General features: G+C 58.1%; 18 protein-coding genes. 6 read left to right on the top strand and 12 right to left on the bottom strand.

Going from position 1 to position 19,053, the window contains the following annotated elements; translation table 11 throughout:
• Positions 1-16 precede the first annotated feature (16 nt).
• From VD17_RS16800 to VD17_RS16790, 3 genes are all read right to left on the bottom strand, one after another.
• Entirely contained in the window at positions 17-238 is a 222-nt protein-coding gene (locus VD17_RS16800; protein ID WP_010457489.1) for an FmdB family zinc ribbon protein, read from the bottom strand.
• 136 nt (positions 239-374) lie between these two features.
• Entirely contained in the window at positions 375-713 is a 339-nt protein-coding gene (locus tag VD17_RS16795) for a ribbon-helix-helix domain-containing protein (RefSeq protein ID WP_046054753.1), read from the bottom strand.
• A 269-nt stretch (positions 714-982) separates the two neighbouring features.
• Complete coding sequence (locus VD17_RS16790) at positions 983-1,453, bottom strand: Dps family protein (RefSeq protein WP_046054769.1); 471 nt, start codon at positions 1,451-1,453, stop codon at positions 983-985.
• Positions 1,454-1,767: 314 nt separating this feature from the next.
• Here VD17_RS16790 and VD17_RS32915 point away from each other — a divergent pair, with 314 nt between their 5' ends.
• A complete protein-coding gene (locus tag VD17_RS32915) occupies positions 1,768-2,370 on the top strand; it encodes a cold-shock protein (RefSeq protein WP_046054752.1) in 603 nt (200 codons plus the stop codon).
• 70 nt (positions 2,371-2,440) lie between these two features.
• On the opposite strand, the gene VD17_RS16780 is transcribed toward VD17_RS32915, so the two are convergent.
• Together VD17_RS16780 and VD17_RS16775 are read right to left on the bottom strand one after the other, a co-directional pair.
• Complete coding sequence (locus VD17_RS16780; RefSeq protein WP_033057593.1) at positions 2,441-2,647, bottom strand: SlyX family protein; 207 nt, start codon at positions 2,645-2,647, stop codon at positions 2,441-2,443.
• A gap of 3 nt (positions 2,648-2,650) precedes the next feature.
• Positions 2,651-3,076, bottom strand: coding sequence for an HIT domain-containing protein (locus VD17_RS16775; RefSeq protein WP_046054751.1), 426 nt, complete (start codon positions 3,074-3,076; stop codon positions 2,651-2,653).
• Between the two features lie 915 nt (positions 3,077-3,991).
• Between VD17_RS16775 and VD17_RS16770 the strand changes: the two genes are divergently transcribed.
• A complete protein-coding gene (locus VD17_RS16770) occupies positions 3,992-5,323 on the top strand; it encodes an OprD family porin (protein ID WP_046054750.1) in 1,332 nt (443 codons plus the stop codon).
• 140 nt (positions 5,324-5,463) lie between these two features.
• Here the strand turns inward: VD17_RS16770 and VD17_RS16765 are convergent, their stop codons facing one another.
• Both VD17_RS16765 and VD17_RS16760 read right to left on the bottom strand, forming a co-directional pair.
• Complete coding sequence (locus VD17_RS16765) at positions 5,464-6,306, bottom strand: mechanosensitive ion channel family protein (protein ID WP_046054749.1); 843 nt, start codon at positions 6,304-6,306, stop codon at positions 5,464-5,466.
• 164 nt (positions 6,307-6,470) lie between these two features.
• A complete protein-coding gene (locus VD17_RS16760) occupies positions 6,471-6,956 on the bottom strand; it encodes a YajQ family cyclic di-GMP-binding protein (RefSeq protein ID WP_007906601.1) in 486 nt (161 codons plus the stop codon).
• Positions 6,957-7,097: 141 nt separating this feature from the next.
• On the opposite strand from VD17_RS16760, the gene VD17_RS16755 reads away from it, so the two are divergent.
• The 3 genes from VD17_RS16755 to VD17_RS16745 are packed head-to-tail and all read left to right on the top strand — an operon-like array spanning position 7,098 to position 10,681.
• Positions 7,098-8,015 carry a putative 2-dehydropantoate 2-reductase gene (locus tag VD17_RS16755; RefSeq protein WP_046054748.1) on the top strand — a complete coding sequence of 306 codons (918 nt, stop codon included), beginning with the start codon at positions 7,098-7,100 and terminating at the stop codon, positions 8,013-8,015.
• A 45-nt stretch (positions 8,016-8,060) separates the two neighbouring features.
• Positions 8,061-10,097: a sensor histidine kinase gene (locus VD17_RS16750; protein ID WP_046054768.1), complete on the top strand. Its 2,037-nt coding sequence runs from the start codon at positions 8,061-8,063 to the stop codon at positions 10,095-10,097.
• A gap of 2 nt (positions 10,098-10,099) precedes the next feature.
• Positions 10,100-10,681 carry a cob(I)yrinic acid a,c-diamide adenosyltransferase gene (locus VD17_RS16745; RefSeq protein WP_046054747.1) on the top strand — a complete coding sequence of 194 codons (582 nt, stop codon included), beginning with the start codon at positions 10,100-10,102 and terminating at the stop codon, positions 10,679-10,681.
• A 137-nt stretch (positions 10,682-10,818) separates the two neighbouring features.
• On the opposite strand, the gene VD17_RS16740 is transcribed toward VD17_RS16745, so the two are convergent.
• From VD17_RS16740 to secA, 4 genes are all read right to left on the bottom strand, one after another.
• Positions 10,819-11,763 (bottom strand): Nudix family hydrolase, encoded by a 945-nt coding sequence (locus VD17_RS16740; RefSeq protein ID WP_046054746.1) that lies wholly within the window; start codon positions 11,761-11,763, stop codon positions 10,819-10,821.
• Positions 11,760-12,392 (bottom strand): glutathione S-transferase family protein, encoded by a 633-nt coding sequence (locus tag VD17_RS16735; RefSeq protein WP_046054745.1) that lies wholly within the window; start codon positions 12,390-12,392, stop codon positions 11,760-11,762. Before VD17_RS16735 ends, VD17_RS16740 begins: the two co-directional genes overlap by 4 nt.
• Before the next feature lie 175 nt (positions 12,393-12,567).
• A complete protein-coding gene (argJ, locus tag VD17_RS16730) occupies positions 12,568-13,785 on the bottom strand; it encodes a bifunctional glutamate N-acetyltransferase/amino-acid acetyltransferase ArgJ (protein ID WP_046054744.1) in 1,218 nt (405 codons plus the stop codon).
• Positions 13,786-13,907: 122 nt separating this feature from the next.
• Positions 13,908-16,643: a preprotein translocase subunit SecA gene (secA, locus tag VD17_RS16725; protein WP_046054743.1), complete on the bottom strand. Its 2,736-nt coding sequence runs from the start codon at positions 16,641-16,643 to the stop codon at positions 13,908-13,910.
• Between the two features lie 307 nt (positions 16,644-16,950).
• Here secA and VD17_RS16720 point away from each other — a divergent pair, with 307 nt between their 5' ends.
• Entirely contained in the window at positions 16,951-17,406 is a 456-nt protein-coding gene (locus tag VD17_RS16720) for a DUF721 domain-containing protein (RefSeq protein ID WP_046054742.1), read from the top strand.
• Positions 17,407-17,531: 125 nt separating this feature from the next.
• Here VD17_RS16720 and VD17_RS16715 read toward each other — a convergent pair whose 3' ends face one another.
• The gene (locus VD17_RS16715) at positions 17,532-19,019 is read right to left on the bottom strand and encodes a helicase HerA-like domain-containing protein (RefSeq protein ID WP_046054767.1); all 1,488 of its coding nucleotides are present in this window, start codon (positions 19,017-19,019) and stop codon (positions 17,532-17,534) included.
• Positions 19,020-19,053: the final 34 nt, after the last annotated feature.

Genomic DNA, 19,053 nt, shown 5'->3' with positions numbered 1-19,053 from the left:
ACTCAGGCTCAAGACCCTAGTCAGCTTTGTCGCCGCCGGCCAGATTCTTCTTGGAACCGGTCTTGAAATCGGTTTCGTACCAGCCGGTGCCGCTAAGGCGGAAGCCCGGCATGGACAGCATCTTCTTAAGCTCTGGCGCCTGGCAGGCAGGGCAGTCGACCAGCGGTGCTGCGCTGATCTTTTGAATGGCTTCCAACTGATGACCACAGGAAGCACATTGATAGTCGTACATCGGCATGGGGGTTGTCTCGGCGATCAGATTGCTACCGCACACGCTGGGTTTTGCGGCAAAGAGCGGGATTATATCCATTAAATGCAGCCTGTGCAGCCGTAAGACTGCACAGACCGACACTCGACCCATTCCACCCCTGTGGCTAAGGCATGGCGACGCAGCCGCCTTCCTTCCGGCTGTGCACGACGCACACAACCCGCACCAGCCCGGTGAAGTTCTTGACCCCGCCGTGACGTAAATGCACCTCGCGGTCCACATGGGACAACAGCGCACTGACCGTACAGCAGTTGACCTTGGCCATGTCGCCCAAAATATCCCAATAGACCTGTTCAAGCCGCAAACAGGTTGCAAAACCATTCAACCGCACTGATCGAGATAAAGGCTGGGCCAGGCCCATATCAAATTCACTGACAAATGGATCGATCCTTATATCCTTGACTGGACCGCCACTCCCCTCGCTTCGCCTGTCTTCGTAAACCATATCGTTGACACTCCTTTGCCATCCTTGCTTTTTTATAAGAGCAACAAGCTGTTTCTCTATAAAAGCGCAGGCGCAAAGTTATATCCAGATGACTTTATGACCATCAACGTAGGATAAGCCAACAACTGAAGAGCGATCATGGAGACCGTCCTACGCCAGATAATTTCCTACACGCCTGGGCGCAAAATCGTTCAACAGAAGACACTAAAAGTTACGAGAAGACTAGGCGCGAACAACACCCCAAGGGCGCCATCCGCGCACCAACATTGTTACTGGTCCAGCAGGGAGCGCAGCATCCACGCGGTTTTCTCGTGGACTTGCATACGCTGGGTCAGGAGGTCAGCCGTTGGCTCGTCACTGACTTTGTCGAGCAGTGGAAAGATCCCGCGTGCAGTACGCGTGACCGCCTCCTGACCTTCGACAAGTTGCTTGATCATGTCCTCGGCATTGGGCACACCCACCTCCTCCTTGATAGAAGAAAGGCGCGCATAAATAGAGTAGGCACCGGGGGCAGGAAATCCGAGAGCACGAATTCGCTCGGCAATCGAATCGACGGCCAGGGCCAACTCGTTATATTGCTCCTCGAACATCAAGTGCAGAGTCCGAAACATCGGACCGGTGACGTTCCAATGGAAGTTATGGGTTTTCAAATAAAGTACATAAGTGTCCGACAGCAGACGCGAAAGTCCGTCGACGATGGACTTGCGATCCTCTTCACTGATACCGATATCGATATCGATTGCCATGCGTTTCCCCTAAAGGTGATGAAGTTCATCCAGCAGGTGCAGGACCACTCTAGCAAGCCTGCCGGCACCCCGCAGCCCCGGATTCTCCGGCTGCCTGTGACAAATCGACCCTCAGGGCACCGCTGGACTGCCTGATTTGAGTAGCCGCAGGCTTTGCTGTTAAATAGACAGTGTGTCGCTACCGCCTATTTTCCGGGGGCTGCGCATAGGCTGATACCGGGTACGTGTCCAACGCCTCTTATTGTTCTGAAGCGAACCGTGCTCAATCAGCTCTTCCTTGTGATCCGTCTTAACGTGAGTTACTCAAAATGTTGAAAATTGTCCACCTGCTAATGGGCGCAGCAGCCTTGCTGTTGTCCTTCATCCCTAGCCTGCGATCCGAAGCCTTACCTTACCTGCAACAACCTGATGCGCTGTACCTGGCCTTTTTCGGCCTGCTCAACCTCACCCTCGCTCCTGTTATCCCTTACTGGAACAAAGGCCCGCGTCATCAACTGCAAAACCTGGTCAGCGCCCTGCTGGTTCTGGCCGTCGTCCTGCAAACCCTGACGCTGATCGCGCCAATGCCTGTCATTGCCGGTCAACCTGCTGTTCTGTTCAGCCTGGTCGCTGCCCTGATTGCCGTTCTTCTGCACCTGGCCATCAGCTTCTACAAATCTTCACCGGCCGCCGTCTCGCCAAGCTATGACATGAGCAACCGCGATACCGGTACCGTCAAGTGGTTCAACACCTCTAAAGGCTTCGGCTTTATTTCCCGTGATTCCGGCGATGATATTTTCGTGCATTTCCGGGCCATTCGTGGCGAAGGTCATCGTGTTCTGGTCGAAGGCCAGCGCGTGGAGTTCTCCGTGATGAATCGTGACAAAGGCCTGCAAGCCGAAGATGTGATCGCCGCTCTGCCGCGCCGCTGATTCAAGGCTAAAAAAAACCGCGAACAGCCAGGCTGTTCGCGGTTTTTTATTGCCCGTCTGTTGGTCACACTCAGTAATGCGGCGGTGGAGCCTCTTCTTCAAACGTCTCGAACTGACCGGCCATTTCCTCTTGCCGCTTGAGCAAGGCAGTCATTTGCAGTTGCAGGCGCTCAACCGCACGCTGCTGCGTCGCCAGCACATCACTCAATGCCTGGATGGTGTCATCCTGAAACGCCAGCTGGCTCTCCAGATCGGTAACGCGCTCTTCCAGGCTCATGATTCAACCCTCCAGAAACGTAAAATCATCGGTCAATACCAGGCGCAACCGCTCGCGAATCAACGCGATCTGCTCTGAGCCATAAGGCTTGGCCGGGTGTTGACCCCAGACCGGCGCCGGCCAGGCGGCATCCTCACGCTTGCGCACAATCACATGCATGTGCAACTGACTGACGACGTTACCCAGGGTCGCGACATTCAATTTGTCCGCGTCAAACGAGTCCTTGAGCATTTCCGCCAGTGCGGTCGTTTCCTGCCACAACTGCTGCTGATCTGCGACATCCAACTGAAATATCTCACTGATATCGTCGCGACGTGGCACCAGAATGAACCAGGGGTAGTTCGAATCATTGGACAGCAGTAACCGGCAGAGTGGGAAATCCCCAATCGGTAACGTGTCTTGTTGAAGCCGTGGATCTAAAGCGAACACTGCGCGCACTCCCGCCTGGTCATCAATTTCAGCTTAGCGTCCATCTCGAGAGACGGCGCACCAAGCGACAGGACGGCAGCATACCTGCGAACGCCGCTGGCTTCACGACGAACCATGGTTGAAGCCAACCCGAAAAACTACAAACGACCGGTCACGCGCCCCGACATGAGTCATTTTCGTTCATGGCGCACCATTACAGAACCAGCAGCCACACAAAAAACGCCGAACTGACTGATAAACAACGACGCGTTCGAATTTGGCAAACGGCCGCACTGTATGAATTCAGTACAGCGATTAAAATTTTTTGCACCAAAACCGCACAGTGCGTCTACGCTGAGTCGGTCAGGTATCCGCCATTTACTCACTGACGGGGTGAACCGGTAACGTTTGGGGTTGTCACGCAGTCGACAGCGAAGGTACAACACGATGCAAACCATGGCGTCAAGCCAGAACAAAACGTGCTTGAACCCCCCGGTTTTATGAGGTTTTTACAGTGACAGTCAGGCTTTCAGAAAAAAAACCAGCAGGATTCTGATTTGTGCACGCTTGTTGCATTCACACCCACATCGCCTCTAAAGCGTCCGCTGGAAGTGGAAGCCTTAAGGCAAATAAAAACAGTGGCAGGGTTGCCCGATGGAGATTCAAGCGTTTCACCAGGGACTCTTTTTACCGATGCTCAGGCCCTGGAAAACAACGCCAAAGTTGCCAGCCCGCTTGCATTGAGGCTGTAAATTTGCGACATCTACCAAGCTGTTTGCGACAGGGTCGTAAAGAAGCTGAAAGGTTAGATACGCAAGTATCGCCAACATGGTCGGCGTGATATAAGTTTGCGCCGACACAAAAAGAAAGAGCCGCCCAGATAATAAAACAGGTGGGACGGCAGTACTCTTCTAAAAACCAAAGGAGCAAATCACGATGCGCGTGATGAAGTGGAGCATGATCGCACTGGCAGTTGCAGCAGCAGCCAGTACTCAGTTGGCAGTAGCCGCACCTTTCGTAAGCGACCAGGCAGAAGCCAAAGGTTTTGTTGAAGACAGCAAGCTCGACTTGCTAGTTCGCAACTACTACTACAATCGCAACAAGAAAGACGGCGCAACCGACGACAAAGACTGGACCCAGGGCATCCAGGGCATGTTCAGCTCAGGCTACACCCAAGGTCTGATCGGTGTTGGCGTTGAAGCCTGGGGTCAACTGGCCATTAAGCTGGACGGTTCCGACAAATATGGTGGTACCGGCAACATGCCCGTGGGCAGTGATGGCGAGGTCGAAAACAACCAGGGCAAAGCCGGCGCTGCCGCCAAGTTCCGCATCTCCAAGACCGAGCTGAAAGTCGGCGACATGCAGCCAAGCACCTCTCCGGTGTTCGCTGTTGGCGGTTCCCGTATCCTTCACCAAACTGCCAGCGGTATCCAACTGCAGAGCAGCGAAGTCAAAGACCTTGACCTCGAAGCCGGCCACTTCTACTCGGCGACCAGCCAGGACAGAAACTCCCGTGACGGCGATCTGTGGGCAACTTACGCTGCCGTGAAAGCCAACTCCATCGACTACTTCGGTGGCAAGTACGGCATCACCGACAATCTGAGCGCGTCGCTGTATGGCGCCAAGCTGGAAGACATCTGGAACCAGTACTACGCCAACCTGAACTACACCATTCCAATGGGTGGCGATCAGTCGGTCAACCTGGACGGTAACATCTATCGCACCACCGATACTGGCGACGCTAAAGCTGGTGACATCAGCAATACCGCCTACTCGCTGGCAGCCGCTTTCTCGTTCCTGAAAGCGCACACCATCACCTTAGGCTTCCAGAAGATCAATGGTGACACCCCGTTCGACTACATCGGTGTGGGCAAGAACAACCGCGGCGGCGACTCGATTTTCCTCGCCAACTCCATCCAGTACTCTGACTTCAACGCCCCTGGCGAGAAGTCTGCCCAGATCCGTTACGATCTGAAAATGGCCGAGTACGGCGTTCCAGGCTTGAGCTTCATGACCCGTTACGCCAAAGGCTGGGACATCGACGGCACCAACACTCCGTCGAACAGCGCCTACACCGGCTTCTACGGTGCAGACGGCAAACACCACGAAACCGACGTCGAAGCCAAGTACGTAGTACAAACCGGCCCGGCCAAGGATCTGTCCTTCCGTATTCGTCAAGCATGGCACCGCGCCAACCAGGACGACGCGTTTGAAGGAAGCATCGACGAGTTCCGCCTGATCGTTGACTACCCGCTGTCGATCTTGTAATCGCAAGCAATTAATTTGCGGTAACAAACAAAAGGCCCATCTTCGGATGGGCCTTTTTATTGGCGACAACACAGCATTTAGATGATCGACTTTTTCCAGAACATGCCTGACCTAAGAGTCAGACATGTTCGAAAGACGGATCACTGCACAGCCGATTCCTGAACCACTCGAATAACCCGCTGTGGAAACGGGATATCGATACCAGCCGTTTTCAAACGATCACGGGACTGTTCGTTGAACATGAACATCACATCCCAGTAATCAGCAGTCTTGACCCACACTCGAAGGGAAACAGTAATCGAACTATCACCCAGTGTCGAAATCACTGCCTGTGGTGCCGGGTCAGCCAAAACACGCTCATCGTTGGCCAAGTCCAGCAAAACATGACGGGCCTTCTGCAGGTCCGCTTCGTAATCCACACCCACATCAAACACGACCTTACGGGTCGGCTGACGGTTAGTGTTGGTGATGATGCCGTTCGACAGGTTGCCGTTCGGCACGATGATGGTTTTGTTATCACCGGTGCGCAGGACGGTGTGGAAGATCTGGATGCTGTCGACTGTGCCGGCAACACCTTGGGCTTCGATCCAGTCACCAATGCGGAACGGGCGGAACAACAGAATCAGCACACCACCGGCGAAGTTCGCCAGGCTGCCCTGCAAGGCCAGACCGATGGCCAGACCTGCCGCACCGATGGCTGCGACGAACGAAGTGGTTTCCACGCCGATCATTGAGGCGACGCTGACGATCAGCAAAACCTTGAGAATGATGTTTGCCAGGCTGCTGATGAAGCCTTGCAGCGCGAGGTCGGCGTTACGCAGCGCCAGCAGGCCACCGAGCTTTTGCGTCACCTTGTTGATCAGCCACCAGCCGACGGCCAGGGTGATCACCGCCAGCAACACGCGGCTGCCGTATTCCATGATCATCGGAATCCAGGCTTGAGACGCCTTGACCAGGTTGTCCACTTCAGTATTCAAATCCATCTTCTTTCTCCTGCGTTAAGCACAATCCCTGTGGGAGCGACGGGCGGCGATCCGACTTGCTCGCGATGAGGGCGTATCAGTCGACATCACTGTTGAATGACACACCGCAATCGCGAGCAAGTCGGATCGCCGCCCGTCGCTCCCACAGGTTCCCGCCTGAAAGGTCAGTCGCGGAAGTTGTTGAACTGCAGCGGCATATCGAAAGTCTTGGCGCGCAGGGCCGCGATGGCTTCCTGCAAGTCATCACGCTTCTTGCCGGTAATGCGCACTTGCTCACCCTGAATGGCAGCCTGAACCTTGAGCTTGGCGTCTTTGACATGAGCGACGATTTTCTTCGCCAGCTCTTTGTCGATGCCTTCCTTGAGGACCGCTTCCTGCTTCATCAGTTTGCCCGACGCATAGGCATCCTTGACTTCAAGGCACTGCACGTCGATTTTGCGCTTGACCAGGGCCAGCTTGAGGATCTCAATCATCGCTTCGAGCTGGAAATCGGCTTCAGCAGTCAGGTTGACGGTCAGGTCCTTTTCCTTGAACTCGAAGGTGCCTTTGCCTTTCAGGTCATAACGACGATCGAGTTCCTTGACGGCGTTTTCGACCGCGTTGGTGACTTCGTGTTTGTCCAGTTCGGATACCACGTCGAACGACGGCATGTAATCTCTCCAATAAAAGGGCATGCTCGATCACGATGGAGCACGCCTGGCTTGCGGTTAAAATCCGCGCTGATTATAACGGGTCTTTCCCATCATTCACTGCGAGCCTCCCATGCGCGCGATAAACAGAGCAAAAAGCTGATGTCCACCACCTGGCATGTTCTGGGCGCCGGCAGCCTTGGCACCTTATGGGCCACTCGACTGGCGCGGGCCGGCGTGCCGGTCAAGCTGATCGTGCGGGACGCTGCACGCTTGCAGGCGTATGAGGCGGCGGGTGGGTTGACGCTGGTCGAACACGGTAAAGCGCAGTGCTATCCGGTTCCCGCCGAGACACCCGACAACAATGAACCGATCAACCGCCTGCTGGTGGCCTGTAAAGCCTACGATGCCGAGAAAGCCGTAGCCCAACTGGCACCGCGCCTGGCCCCCGACGCCGAGCTGATCCTGTTGCAGAACGGTCTTGGCAGCCAGGACGCCGTCGCCACACAGGTCCCGCAAGCCCGCTGCATTTATGCGTCGAGCACCGAAGGTGCCTTTCGCGATGGCGACTGGCGCGTGGTATTCGCCGGCCACGGTTACACCTGGCTGGGGGATGCGGGGCATCCCGTGGCGCCGATCTGGCTGGATGACGTGAGCGCCGCCGGTATTCCCCACGAGTGGAGCACCGACATTCTGACCCGGCTGTGGCGAAAACTGGCGCTCAACTGTGCGATCAATCCGCTGACCGTGCTGCACGATTGCCGTAATGGCGGTTTACAGGAGCACCACTGCGAAGTCGCCACCCTTTGCGGCGAATTGACCGAGTTGCTTGAGCGGTGCGGTCAACCGGCAGCGGCCGAGGACCTTCAACAGGAAGTCGAACGGGTGATTCACGCGACCGCCGCCAACTACTCTTCGATGTACCAGGACGTCGCGAACCAGCGCCGGACCGAGATCAGCTATCTATTGGGTCATGCCTGCAAAGTCGCCGCGAGGCATCAACTCAACTTGCCACACCTCAATCAACTTGAGCAAAGATTGATCACCCATCTGCACAGCCTTGGATTGCCCAGCGACTGAGCAGCGGCTACGCTGGCCACTTGTTCCTATTCAGCGATGAACCTGATGCCATTGCGCCAGCGCCTTGAAAACCTTCCGGTCGGCCAGAAATTGCTGGCCGCCCTGCTGGTGCTGTTGACCACCGTCCTGCTGGTCGCCAACCTGACCTTTATCAGCGCCGCGTACTACATCTCCCAGGAAAGCATGGCCCCTCAGGCCTTGCAGACCATCGGCCGCCTGGTGTCCAACCCCAGCCTGGTGTCCGAAGCCTTGCAGTCACCGCAAAGCGCCGAACGCCTGCTCAATGAGCTCAACAGCTATTCACCGTTACGCGCGGCGGCCCTTTATGACGGCAAGGGCGAACGTCTGGCGCAGTTGCAGCATGGCGACAATCTGAGCCTGCCAACGCGTTACCGGCACATTGAGTCCTGGCAAGCCACCGAGTTTCGCAGCAATCAAGTCATCACCCTGCCCCGCCCCGGCACCGCGCCCGGCCATCTGTTACTGGTCGCCAGCAGCGAACTGCCGATGGCGTTCTACACCGGGACCCTGACCGCCAGCCTCGGAATTCTGATCTTCAGTGTGCTGTTGTGGCTGGTGATCGCCCGACAGATCAAACGCCTGATTACCCGGCCGATCCATCAGCTCGAAGAGCTGTCCCGGCAAGTGACCCGGGAAGAGAACTACGCCCTGCGCGCCTCCCGCGGCAACCATGACGAAATCGGCAGCCTCGCCGAGGCGTTCAACACCATGCTCTCGCGGATCGAAGCCCGGGAGCAGCAACTCAAGCGGGCTCGGGACGATTCCCAGGCTGCGTATGACCAGGCTCAGGGCCTGGCCGAAGAAACCCGGCATACCAATCGCAAACTGGAACTCGAAGTTCAGGTGCGCAGCAAGATCGAGAAGAAGCTCACCGGTTTCCAGAACTACCTCAACAGCATCATCGATTCCATGCCCTCGGCGCTGATCGCCCTTGATGAACAGCTCTATGTGACGCAGTGGAATCAGGAGGCCAGCGCCCTCTCCGGCACGCGCCTCGACGAAGCCTTGAACCAGCCGATCTTCCTTGCCTTCGAACCACTCAAGCCGTTTCTGCCACAGCTCAAGCAAACCGTCGAGCAGCACACAGTGGCCAAGATTGAACGGGTGACGTGGCTCAAGGACGAAGAACCCAAGCACTACGCACTGACGTTCTACCCGCTGATGGGCGGTGCCGGGCGTGGTGTGGTGATCCGGATCGACGACATCACTCAGCGCCTGTCGCTGGAAGAAATGATGGTGCAGTCGGAAAAAATGCTCTCGGTTGGTGGCCTCGCCGCGGGTATGGCCCACGAGATCAACAACCCGTTAGGCGCGATCCTGCACAACGTGCAGAACATTCGCCGACGCCTTTCGCCTGATCTGCCGAAGAACCTCGAACAAGCCGAGCAAAACGGGATCGCGCTGGATACGGTCAACAAATACCTGCAAGCGCGCGAAGTGCCGCAGTTGCTCGACGGCATTCAACAGGCTGGCGCCCGGGCGGCAAAAATTGTCACGCACATGCTCAGCTTCAGTCGCCGCAGTACCCGGCAAATGGCCCCCTGTGACCTGCCGGCGCTGATCGATCAGGCGGTAGAAATTGCCGGCAACGACTTCGACCTGGCGATCGGTTTCGACTTCAAGGGCCAGGCGATCATTCGCCAGTTCGATCCACAACTCGGTCCGGTGCCTGGCACGGCGAACGAACTGGAGCAAGTGCTGCTCAATCTGCTGAAAAACGCCGCTCAGGCGATTCACCAACGTGAAGACGACCGCGAGCCGGGACGGATCATTCTGCGCACCAAGCTGAATCCGCCGTGGGCGGAAATCCAGGTGGAGGACAACGGCATCGGCATGAGCGAGAGCGTGCGCAAACGCACCTTCGAGCCATTTTTCACCACCAAGGAAATCGGTCAGGGCACCGGCCTTGGCCTGTCGGTCTCGTATTTCATCATTACCAACAACCACAAGGGTCAGATGGAAGTGCAATCGACCCTGGGCCAAGGCACGTGTTTCACCTTGCGCCTGCCCTTGGCGGGCACCCCGCTCGTCTCTCAAGAACTCAATCAGCTATCGAGGTAACCATGGGCTTTCGCTTGTCGAAGATTTACACCCGCACTGGCGACAAAGGCGAAACCGGGCTGGGCGACGGCCGCCGCGTGCCCAAGGATCATCCACGGATCGAAGCCATTGGCGAGGTCGATACGCTGAACAGTCAGGTGGGTGTGCTATTGGCCGGGTTGGCGACGGAAAGTGGCACTTTTCCAGGATTGAACGAGGTGATCGAGGTTTTGGCGCCTTGCCAGCATCGGTTGTTCGACTTGGGTGGTGAACTGGCGATGCCGGTGTATCAGGCACTGAACACGGCAGAAGTGGAACGTCTGGAAGCCGCGATCGATGTGTGGAATGAAGAGCTGGGGCCGCTGGAGAATTTCATTTTGCCGGGTGGTTCGGCGTTGATTGCCCAGGCTCATGTGTGCAGAAGCCTGGCGCGCAGTGCCGAGCGACGGTGTCAGCATTTGAATACCGTCGAACCGTTGGCCGGAGTTGGGTTGGCGTACATCAATCGGTTGTCGGACTTGTTGTTTGTGGTGGCGCGGTTGATCGCCAAGCGGCAGGGGATTGCCGAGATTTTGTGGCAGCCAGCAGCAAAACCTCAGGTTTAGTCGGCGCTTGCCAGGCCGCCTTCGCGAGCAAGCCCGCTCCCACAATTGATCTTTGGTGCTCACAAATCTTGTGTTCACAGAAGATCCACTGTGGGAGCGAGCTTGCTCGCGATGAGGCCAGTAAACTCACCGCAAAATCAGGCTTCAGGCCAGAACGCCCGAATCCCCGCCACACCCTGTGCGCCCGCTTCCCAGGCTTTTTGAAGCTCTGCCGGGCCAACACCACCCAGCAAGAACACCGGTTTGCTGAAGCCTTCGATCAACGCGCAAGCCTGCTCCCAACCCAGCGGCTGAGCCCCCGGATGAGTCAGGGTCGGTTGCACCGGTGACAGGGTCACAAAATCCACCCCCATCTGCTCGGCCAACGCCAGCTCTTCAGCGTTGTGGCAGGACGCCGCCAGCCAGCGAGACGCCGGTAACGGGCGGCCAGCCGCCGCGTGCTTGCGCAGTTGCGCGGAGGTGATGTGCCAACCGGCGGACGGGAAATCTCCCAGCCATTCGAACGGCCCCTTGATCATCAACTGCGCCTTGCCGGCACACAGCCCCGCCGCGTCCACCGCCAGATCGCGGTACTTCGGATCGTAGCCGTTGGGTGCCCGCAACTGGATCAGCTTGATGCCGCCTGCAATGGCTTTCTGAATGCCGCGCAGCAAGGCCGGGGTTTCCAGGTCTTCCGGGGTAATCAGGTACTGCGCCGGTAACCGTGCAGCCGCAACAATCGGCTGGTTGGCCGCCGGAAACTCGTAATTCAGCAGATCGCGAGGCGCGACCCATTCCAACGGCTGGCCTTCGGCGCCGTGCGGTTCGCCGGTAAAGGCCGACACTTCCCAAACGTCCAGCAACACTTGCTTGTCCGGGTAGTCGTGCCGGACCTTGATCAGCGGGCGCGCCGCGTTGACCACGATGCCCAACTCTTCAAGGAGCTCGCGAGCCAGGGCGGTTTCGACGGATTCGTCGGCCTCGACCTTGCCACCGGGGAACTCCCACAGGCCACCCTGATGCTGGGTATCGGCACGGCGGGCAATGAGGATCTTGCCACTGCCATCGCGGATGACAGCGGCGGCTACGTGTACTCGCTTCACTGCCCGACCTCCTCCAGACCCGCCTTCTGCCACGCCTTGAAGGCTGGCCATTGGTAGATCGTTTCGACGTAGGCCGCGTCCGCTTCGGGCAGCCTCACCTGATAGGTGCGCAGGCGCACGGCGATCGGTGCGAAGAAGGCATCCGCCAAGGTCGCGCCGCCGAACAGGAACGGACCGGTTTCGGTGGCGGCGGCGCGGCACTCGGCCCACAACGCCAACATCCGCTCGATGTCGGCCTGAACGTCAGACGGGGTCGGCGACAGCGCAGCGTCGTGGCTCAAGTCGAATGGCATGTTGCCGCGCATGGCGAAAAAACCGCTGTGCATCTGCGCGCAGGCCGAACGGGCCTGGGCGCGGGCGGCGGTGTCTTTGGGCCAGAGGCCGGCGTCGGGGAACTGCTCTGCCAGATACTCGGCAATCGCCAGGGAGTCGGCGATGGTGCCATGTTCGGTTTTCAACAGCGGGACTTTGCCGGTCGGCGAGTGCTTGAGCAGACGCTCACGCGTATCCGGCTGGTTCAGCTTGATCAGTTCTTCGGTGTAAGGAACGCCGGCCAGGTCGAGGGCCAACGCGCCGCGCAGGGACCAGGAGGAATGCAGTTTGTCGCCGATGATCAGGTGAAGGCTCATGTTCGGGACCTTTAGATGAGGGGGACAGGCCAGTCTATTTAGTGACTGGCAGACCGTCATCGCGAGCAAGCTCGCTCCCACATTTGATCCTGTTGTTCGCACTGTTTGTGTTCACTGAAGATCTCCTGTGGGAGCGAGCTTGCTCGCGATTGCAGCGACTCGGTCTAGCGAGTGATCAAGTACGGTATTCGGCGTTGATTTTCACGTATTCGTGGGACAGGTCGGTGGTCCAGATGGTTTCGCTGCAATCACCGCGACCCAGCTCGATTCGGATTGTGATTTCTTCCTGCTGCATCACGGCCGCGCCCTGGGCTTCGGTGTAGGTCGATGCACGAGCGCCACGGCTGGCGATACACACTTCACCGAGGAACACGTCGATCTTGCTCACGTCCAGGTTCGGTACGCCGGCACGGCCGACGGCGGCCAGAATGCGGCCCCAGTTCGGGTCGGAGGCGAACAGTGCAGTCTTGATCAGCGGCGAGTGAGCCACGGTGTAACCAACGTCCAGGCATTCCTGGTGATTGCCGCCGCCGTTGACTTCAACGGTCACAAACTTGGTCGCGCCTTCGCCGTCACGAACGATGGCCTGGGCCACGTCCATGCACACTTCAAACACCGCTCGCTTCAGCTTGGCGAACAACTCGCCTTCGGCGCGGGTGATTTCCGGCAGCGCAGCCTGACCGGTGGCGATCAGCATGCAGCAGTCATTGGTCGAGGTGTCGCCGTCGATGGTGATGCGGTTGAACGACTTGTTGGCACCGTCCAGCAGCAGGTTTTGCAGCACGTCGCGGGAGACTCTGGCGTCGGTGGCGATGTAGCCGAGCATGGTCGCCATGTTCGGGCGGATCATGCCCGCGCCTTTGCTGATACCGGTGACGGTGATGGTCACGCCGTCATGCTGGAACTGGCGGCTGGCACCTTTTGGCAGGGTGTCGGTGGTCATGATGCCAGTGGCGGCAGCTTCCCAGTTGTTGACCGACAGGTCGTCGAGGGCAGCTTGCAGAGCCCCTTCGATTTTCTCGACCGGCAGCGGCTCGCCGATCACACCGGTGGAGTACGGCAGCACCAGGCTGGCGTCGACGCCGGTCAGTTCAGCCAGTTTGGCGCAGGTGCGCTCGGCGGCGGCAAGGCCTGGTTCGCCAGTACCGGCGTTGGCATTGCCGGTATTGGTCAACAGGTAACGCACCGGACCTTGCACGCGCTGCTTGGCCAGGATCACGGGCGCCGCGCAAAAAGCGTTCAGGGTGAACACGCCAGCGACCGTGGAGCCTTCGGCACAGCGCATGACCACAACATCCTTGCGCCCCGGGCGCTTGATGCCAGCCGAGGCGATACCGAGTTCAAAACCGGCAACCGGGTGCAACGTTGGCAAAGGACCAAGACCAACAGCCATGAATGCGCTCCTTAATAAATGATGTCAGCACCGCTTTCAGGAAGAACGGTGGTTTGAATGGCAAAACGCCGCGACGGCATAAGCCGGTCGCGGCGCGGGTATTTCAGCGTATGAAACGGGTTTTACTGGATCTGCCCGTGGCAATGCTTGAACTTCTTGCCCGAACCGCAGTAGCAAAGTTCGTTACGGCCCAGCTTCTGTTCATTGCGTACCGGAGCGATGGCAAGGGCGACATCGATCTCTTCACCTAGCAGTTCCGGTTGCTCAAGCCCCGGTGCTTCGTCGTGCTGGAACTGCATGCGCGCAGCCAGCGCTTCGGCTTCCTGGCGCAGGCGTTGTTCTTCTTCGATCGGATCTTCGCGGCGAACCTGAACGTGGGACAGCACACGGATCGAGTCGCGCTTGATCGAATCCAGCAGCTCGGAGAACAGCGTGTAGGACTCGCGCTTGTACTCTTGCTTCGGGTTCTTCTGGGCATAACCACGCAAGTGGATGCCGTGACGCAGGTGATCCATGGTCGACAGGTGGTCTTTCCACAGGTCGTCGAGCACACGCAGAACGATTTGCTTCTCGAAGGTGCGCAGCGCTTCGGCGCTCGCTTGCTCTTCTTTCTCGTTGTACGCGGCCAGCAGCTCGGCCATGAGCTTCTCGCGCAGGGTTTCTTCGTACAGGTGATCGTCTTCGTCGAGCCATTTCTGGATCGGCAGCGCCACACCGAAGTCGCTCTGCAACGCAGCTTCCAGACCGGCCACGTCCCACTGCTCAGGCAGCGATTGCGGTGGAATGTGCGCGCTGACGGTTGCGTTGAGCACGTCCTGACGGAAGTCGGCGATGGTTTCACCGATGTTGTCGGCAGCCAACAAACTGTTACGCATGTGATAGATCACTTTACGTTGTTCGTTGTTGACGTCGTCGAACTCGAGCAGTTGCTTACGAATATCGAAGTTGCGGCCTTCAACCTTGCGCTGAGCCTTCTCGATGGCGTTGGTCACCATGCGGTGCTCGATCGCCTCGCCAGGCTGCATGCCCAGGGCCTTCATGAAGTTCTTCACCCGATCAGAGGCGAAGATGCGCATCAGGCTGTCTTCCAGCGACAGGTAGAAACGGCTGGAACCCGCGTCACCCTGACGACCGGCACGACCACGCAGCTGGTTGTCGATACGGCGCGATTCGTGACGCTCGGAAGCAATCACCTGCAAACCGCCCGACTCGAGCACTTGCTGGTGACGTTTCTGCCAGTCGGCCTTGATCTGGGCAATCTGCTCAGGAGTCGGGTCTTCCAGGGTTGCCACTTCCACTTCCCAGTTACCGCCCAACAGGATGTCGGTACCACGACCGGCCATGTTGGTGGCGATGGTCAGTGCGCCTGGGCGACCGGCCTGGGCAATGATCTCGGCTTCTTTTTCGTGGAACTTGGCGTTCAGAACCTTGTGTTCGATGCCTTCCTTCTGCAGCAGCGCAGACATGTGCTCAGAAGTTTCGATGGTTGCAGTACCCACCAGCACCGGACGGCCCTGGGTCATGCATTCCTTGATGTCATTGATGATCGCCGCGTATTTCTCTTCGGCGGTCAGGAACACCAGGTCGTTGTAGTCTTTACGCGCCAGCGGTTTGTTCGGCGGGATAACCATCACCGACAGACCATAGATCTGGTGGAATTCGAACGCTTCGGTGTCAGCGGTACCGGTCATGCCGGACAGCTTGTTGTACAGACGGAAGTAGTTCTGGAACGTGGTCGAGGCCAGGGTCTGGCTTTCGGCCTGAATGTTCAGGTTTTCCTTGGCTTCGATGGCCTGGTGCAGGCCTTCGGACAGACGGCGACCCGGCATGGTACGACCGGTGTGTTCGTCGACCAGAACGACCTGGCCATCCTGCACGATGTATTCGATGTTGCGATTGAACAGTTTATGAGCGCGCAGACCGGCATAAACGTGAGTCAGCAGACCGAGGTTGTGCGCCGAATACAGGCTCTCGCCTTCAGCCAGCAGGCCAACGCGGGTCAGCATGTCTTCGATGAACTGGTGACCGGCTTCGTTGAGTTCAACCTGACGGGTCTTCTCGTCGACGGTGTAGTGGCCGGCCTTGGTGACTTCGCCTTCCACTTCTTCGATGTGCAACTCAAGCTGCGGGATCAGTTTGTTGATCTCGATGTACAGCTTGGAGCTGTCCTCGGCCTGACCGGAAATGATCAGCGGGGTACGGGCTTCGTCGATGAGGATGGAGTCGACTTCGTCGATCACGGCAAAATTGAGTTCGCGCTGGAATTTCTCTTCCATGCTGAACGCCATGTTGTCGCGCAGGTAGTCGAAACCGAATTCGTTGTTGGTGCCGTAGGTAATGTCGGCAGCGTAAGCCAGACGTTTCTCTTCCGGCGGCTGGAACGGCGTGACAACACCGACCGACATGCCGAGGAATTCGTAGAGCGGACGCATCCAGTTGGCGTCACGACGGGCCAGGTAGTCGTTCACCGTCACAACGTGCACGCCCTTGCCGGACAGTGCGTTGAGGTAAACGCCCAGTGTTGCCACCAGGGTCTTGCCTTCACCGGTACGCATTTCCGCGATCTGGCCTTCATGCAAGGTCATGCCGCCGATTAGCTGGACGTCGAAGTGGCGCATACCCATGATGCGCTTGCCGGCTTCGCGGGCGACCGCAAAGGCTTCTGGCAGCAGCTTGTCGAGGGTTTCCCCTTTGGCGATGCGGGCCTTGAACTCATCCGTCTTGGCACGCAATTGATCGTCCGAAAGGGCCACCATTTGCTCTTCGAAGGCATTGACGAGTTGCACCGTCTTGAGCATGCGTTTGACTTCACGCTCGTTCTTGCTTCCAAAAAGTTTCTTTAACAAAGGCGCAAACATATCGGCAGGATCTTCCACACTAAAGGGATGGAGGGCGGCCCCGTGAGTCGCCCGAGCAGCCCTCATGGCCGCATGCGAACGAGCATTCTACCCGGAAACGATGGTGAGGAAAGTGGCGTTGTTCCACGATGCATGCACTGCGCTATAACGGGGCTCACTTAAAATAAGGGCTTTTTGCGCAACTTCAAGCCATCCGCGGCAGAAGTTACTTGTTGATTTAATGGGTAAAGCGCGCGCAAAGCAATGGCTCGGGTGCATCCGGTGCTTTCTGCTACCATGGCGGCTCTGTTACTTCAGGTGTCTGATCATGGCATTTCGCCCTCTTACGGCCAGAGCACCCGCCGTCCTGCTTCGCGAAGCCAAACCGCTGAAAGCCATCTTCGGCCACGCTCAACGCCTGGGTCATTTACAACGTCTGCTGGAAAGCCAATTGCAGCCCGCCGCCCGCGAGCATTGCCATGTGGCGTCGTGGCGCGAAGGCAGTTTGTTGCTGATAGTGACCGACGGTCATTGGGCAACCCGCCTGCGTTATCAGCAAAAGCGTCTGCAACGGCAACTGCAGATGTTCGACGAATTCGCCAGCCTGACGCGGATTCTGTTCAAGGTTCAGCCTCCCACGGTTCAGCAAGGGGCGGCTGGCCATACCATCAGCTTGTCGACTGATGCAGGCGCGACCATTCAGGCCACAGCCGACGGGATCAGCGATCCGAATCTTCGGGCAGCGCTGGAACGCCTTGCGGCTCACGCCAAACCCAAGTCATGACATAGAACCCATGTGGGAGCGAGCTTGCTCGCGATGACGGTGTATCAGTCAACACATCCATTGATTGACAGACCGCCATCGCGAGCAAGCTCGCTCCCACAGTTTTGATTGTGCCCACTTATGAGTTAGCGACTTTTTTTACCGCCAAGTAGCGAGCCCATCAAGCCGCGCACCAACTGTCGGCCCAATTGATTGGCCGCCTGGCGCATCGCTGATTTCAGTGCCTGCCCCGCCGCGGTGCCGAGGAATTCCCCGGCCTTGTCGGTAAAGCTTGGCTCTTCGGCTGCCGGTTTGCCCGGCACAGCGTCAGGCTCTGGCGCCAGCCCTTTGCGCCCCATCAACACTTCATAAGCCGATTCGCGATCAACGGGTTTGTCATACCGCCCCTTGAATGGCGACCCTGCGATCAGCGCTGTACGTTCAGTCTCGCTCAACGGCCCGATCCGCGATTGCGGTGGTGCCACCAACACCCGCTGGACCATCTCCGGCGTGCCCTTGTCCTGCAACGTGCCGACCAGCGCCTCGCCAATCCCAAGTTCGGTCAGCACCGACAAGGCATCGAACGCCGGATTCGGCCGGAAGCCTTCGGCCACTGCTCGCAGGGATTTTTGCTCCTTGGCGGTGAACGCGCGCAAGCCATGCTGAATGCGCAAACCGAGCTGAGCCAGCACGTCATCCGGCAAGTCGCCCGGAGACTGGGTGACGAAATACACGCCAACGCCTTTTGAGCGTATCAGCCGCACCACTTGCTCAAGACGATCCTGCAACGCCTTGGGCGTACCGGCGAACAATAAATGTGCTTCATCAAAAAACAACGCCAGCAGCGGTTTGTCCGAATCGCCGCGCTCTGGCAATTGTTCGAACAGTTCGGCCAGCAGCCACAACAGGAACGTTGCGTAGACCTTCGGTGCTTCGTGCACCAGACGGCTGGCATCGAGCAGGTGAATGCGCCCGCGGCCCTCAGCGGTCGGCTGCAGAATGTCTTCGAGTTGCAATGCCGGTTCACCGAACAGCGCTTCGGCGCCCTGCTGTTCCAGGGTCGCCAGACGCCGCAACAGCGCCTGACTGGAACCGGTGGTCATCAACGCGGCGTCGTCACCGAGCAATTCGGGGTTGTCACGCAGGTGATTGAGCAGTGCCTTCAGGTCCTTGAGGTCCAGCAGCAACAGCCCTTCACGGTCCGCCACCTTGAACGCGGCGTACAGCGCCGACTGCTGACTGTCGGTCAGCTCCAGCAGGCTGCCAATCAATAACGGGCCCATTTCGCTCAAGGTTGTGCGCAACGGATGACCGGACTGACCGTGAATGTCCCACAGGGTCACCGGATACGCTTGAGGCGTGTGGTTCAGCCAGGGCATCCCGGCGATCCGCTCGGCGATTTTACCTTGAGGGTTGCCGGCGGCGCCCAGACCACACAGGTCACCCTTGATATCGGCGGCGAACACCGCCACGCCGGCATCGCTGAATGCTTCGGCCATCCGTTGCAAGGTGACGGTTTTGCCCGTCCCGGTAGCGCCCGCGACCAAACCATGACGGTTCGCCAGACGCATGGCCTGGGCAATGGGTTGCCCGGCGAGATCGGCACCGATAACGAGTTGTAATGAGTCAGGCATTTTGTCACCCATGATTAATCTTTGATCCTTCACG

Origin of the sequence: Pseudomonas fluorescens, assembly GCF_000968015.1 — a bacterium.
GTDB classification, from domain to species: domain Bacteria; phylum Pseudomonadota; class Gammaproteobacteria; order Pseudomonadales; family Pseudomonadaceae; genus Aquipseudomonas; species Aquipseudomonas fluorescens_W.
The sequence above is the reverse complement of the archived record's forward strand: the minus strand, read 5'-3'. Positions and strand labels throughout refer to the sequence as shown.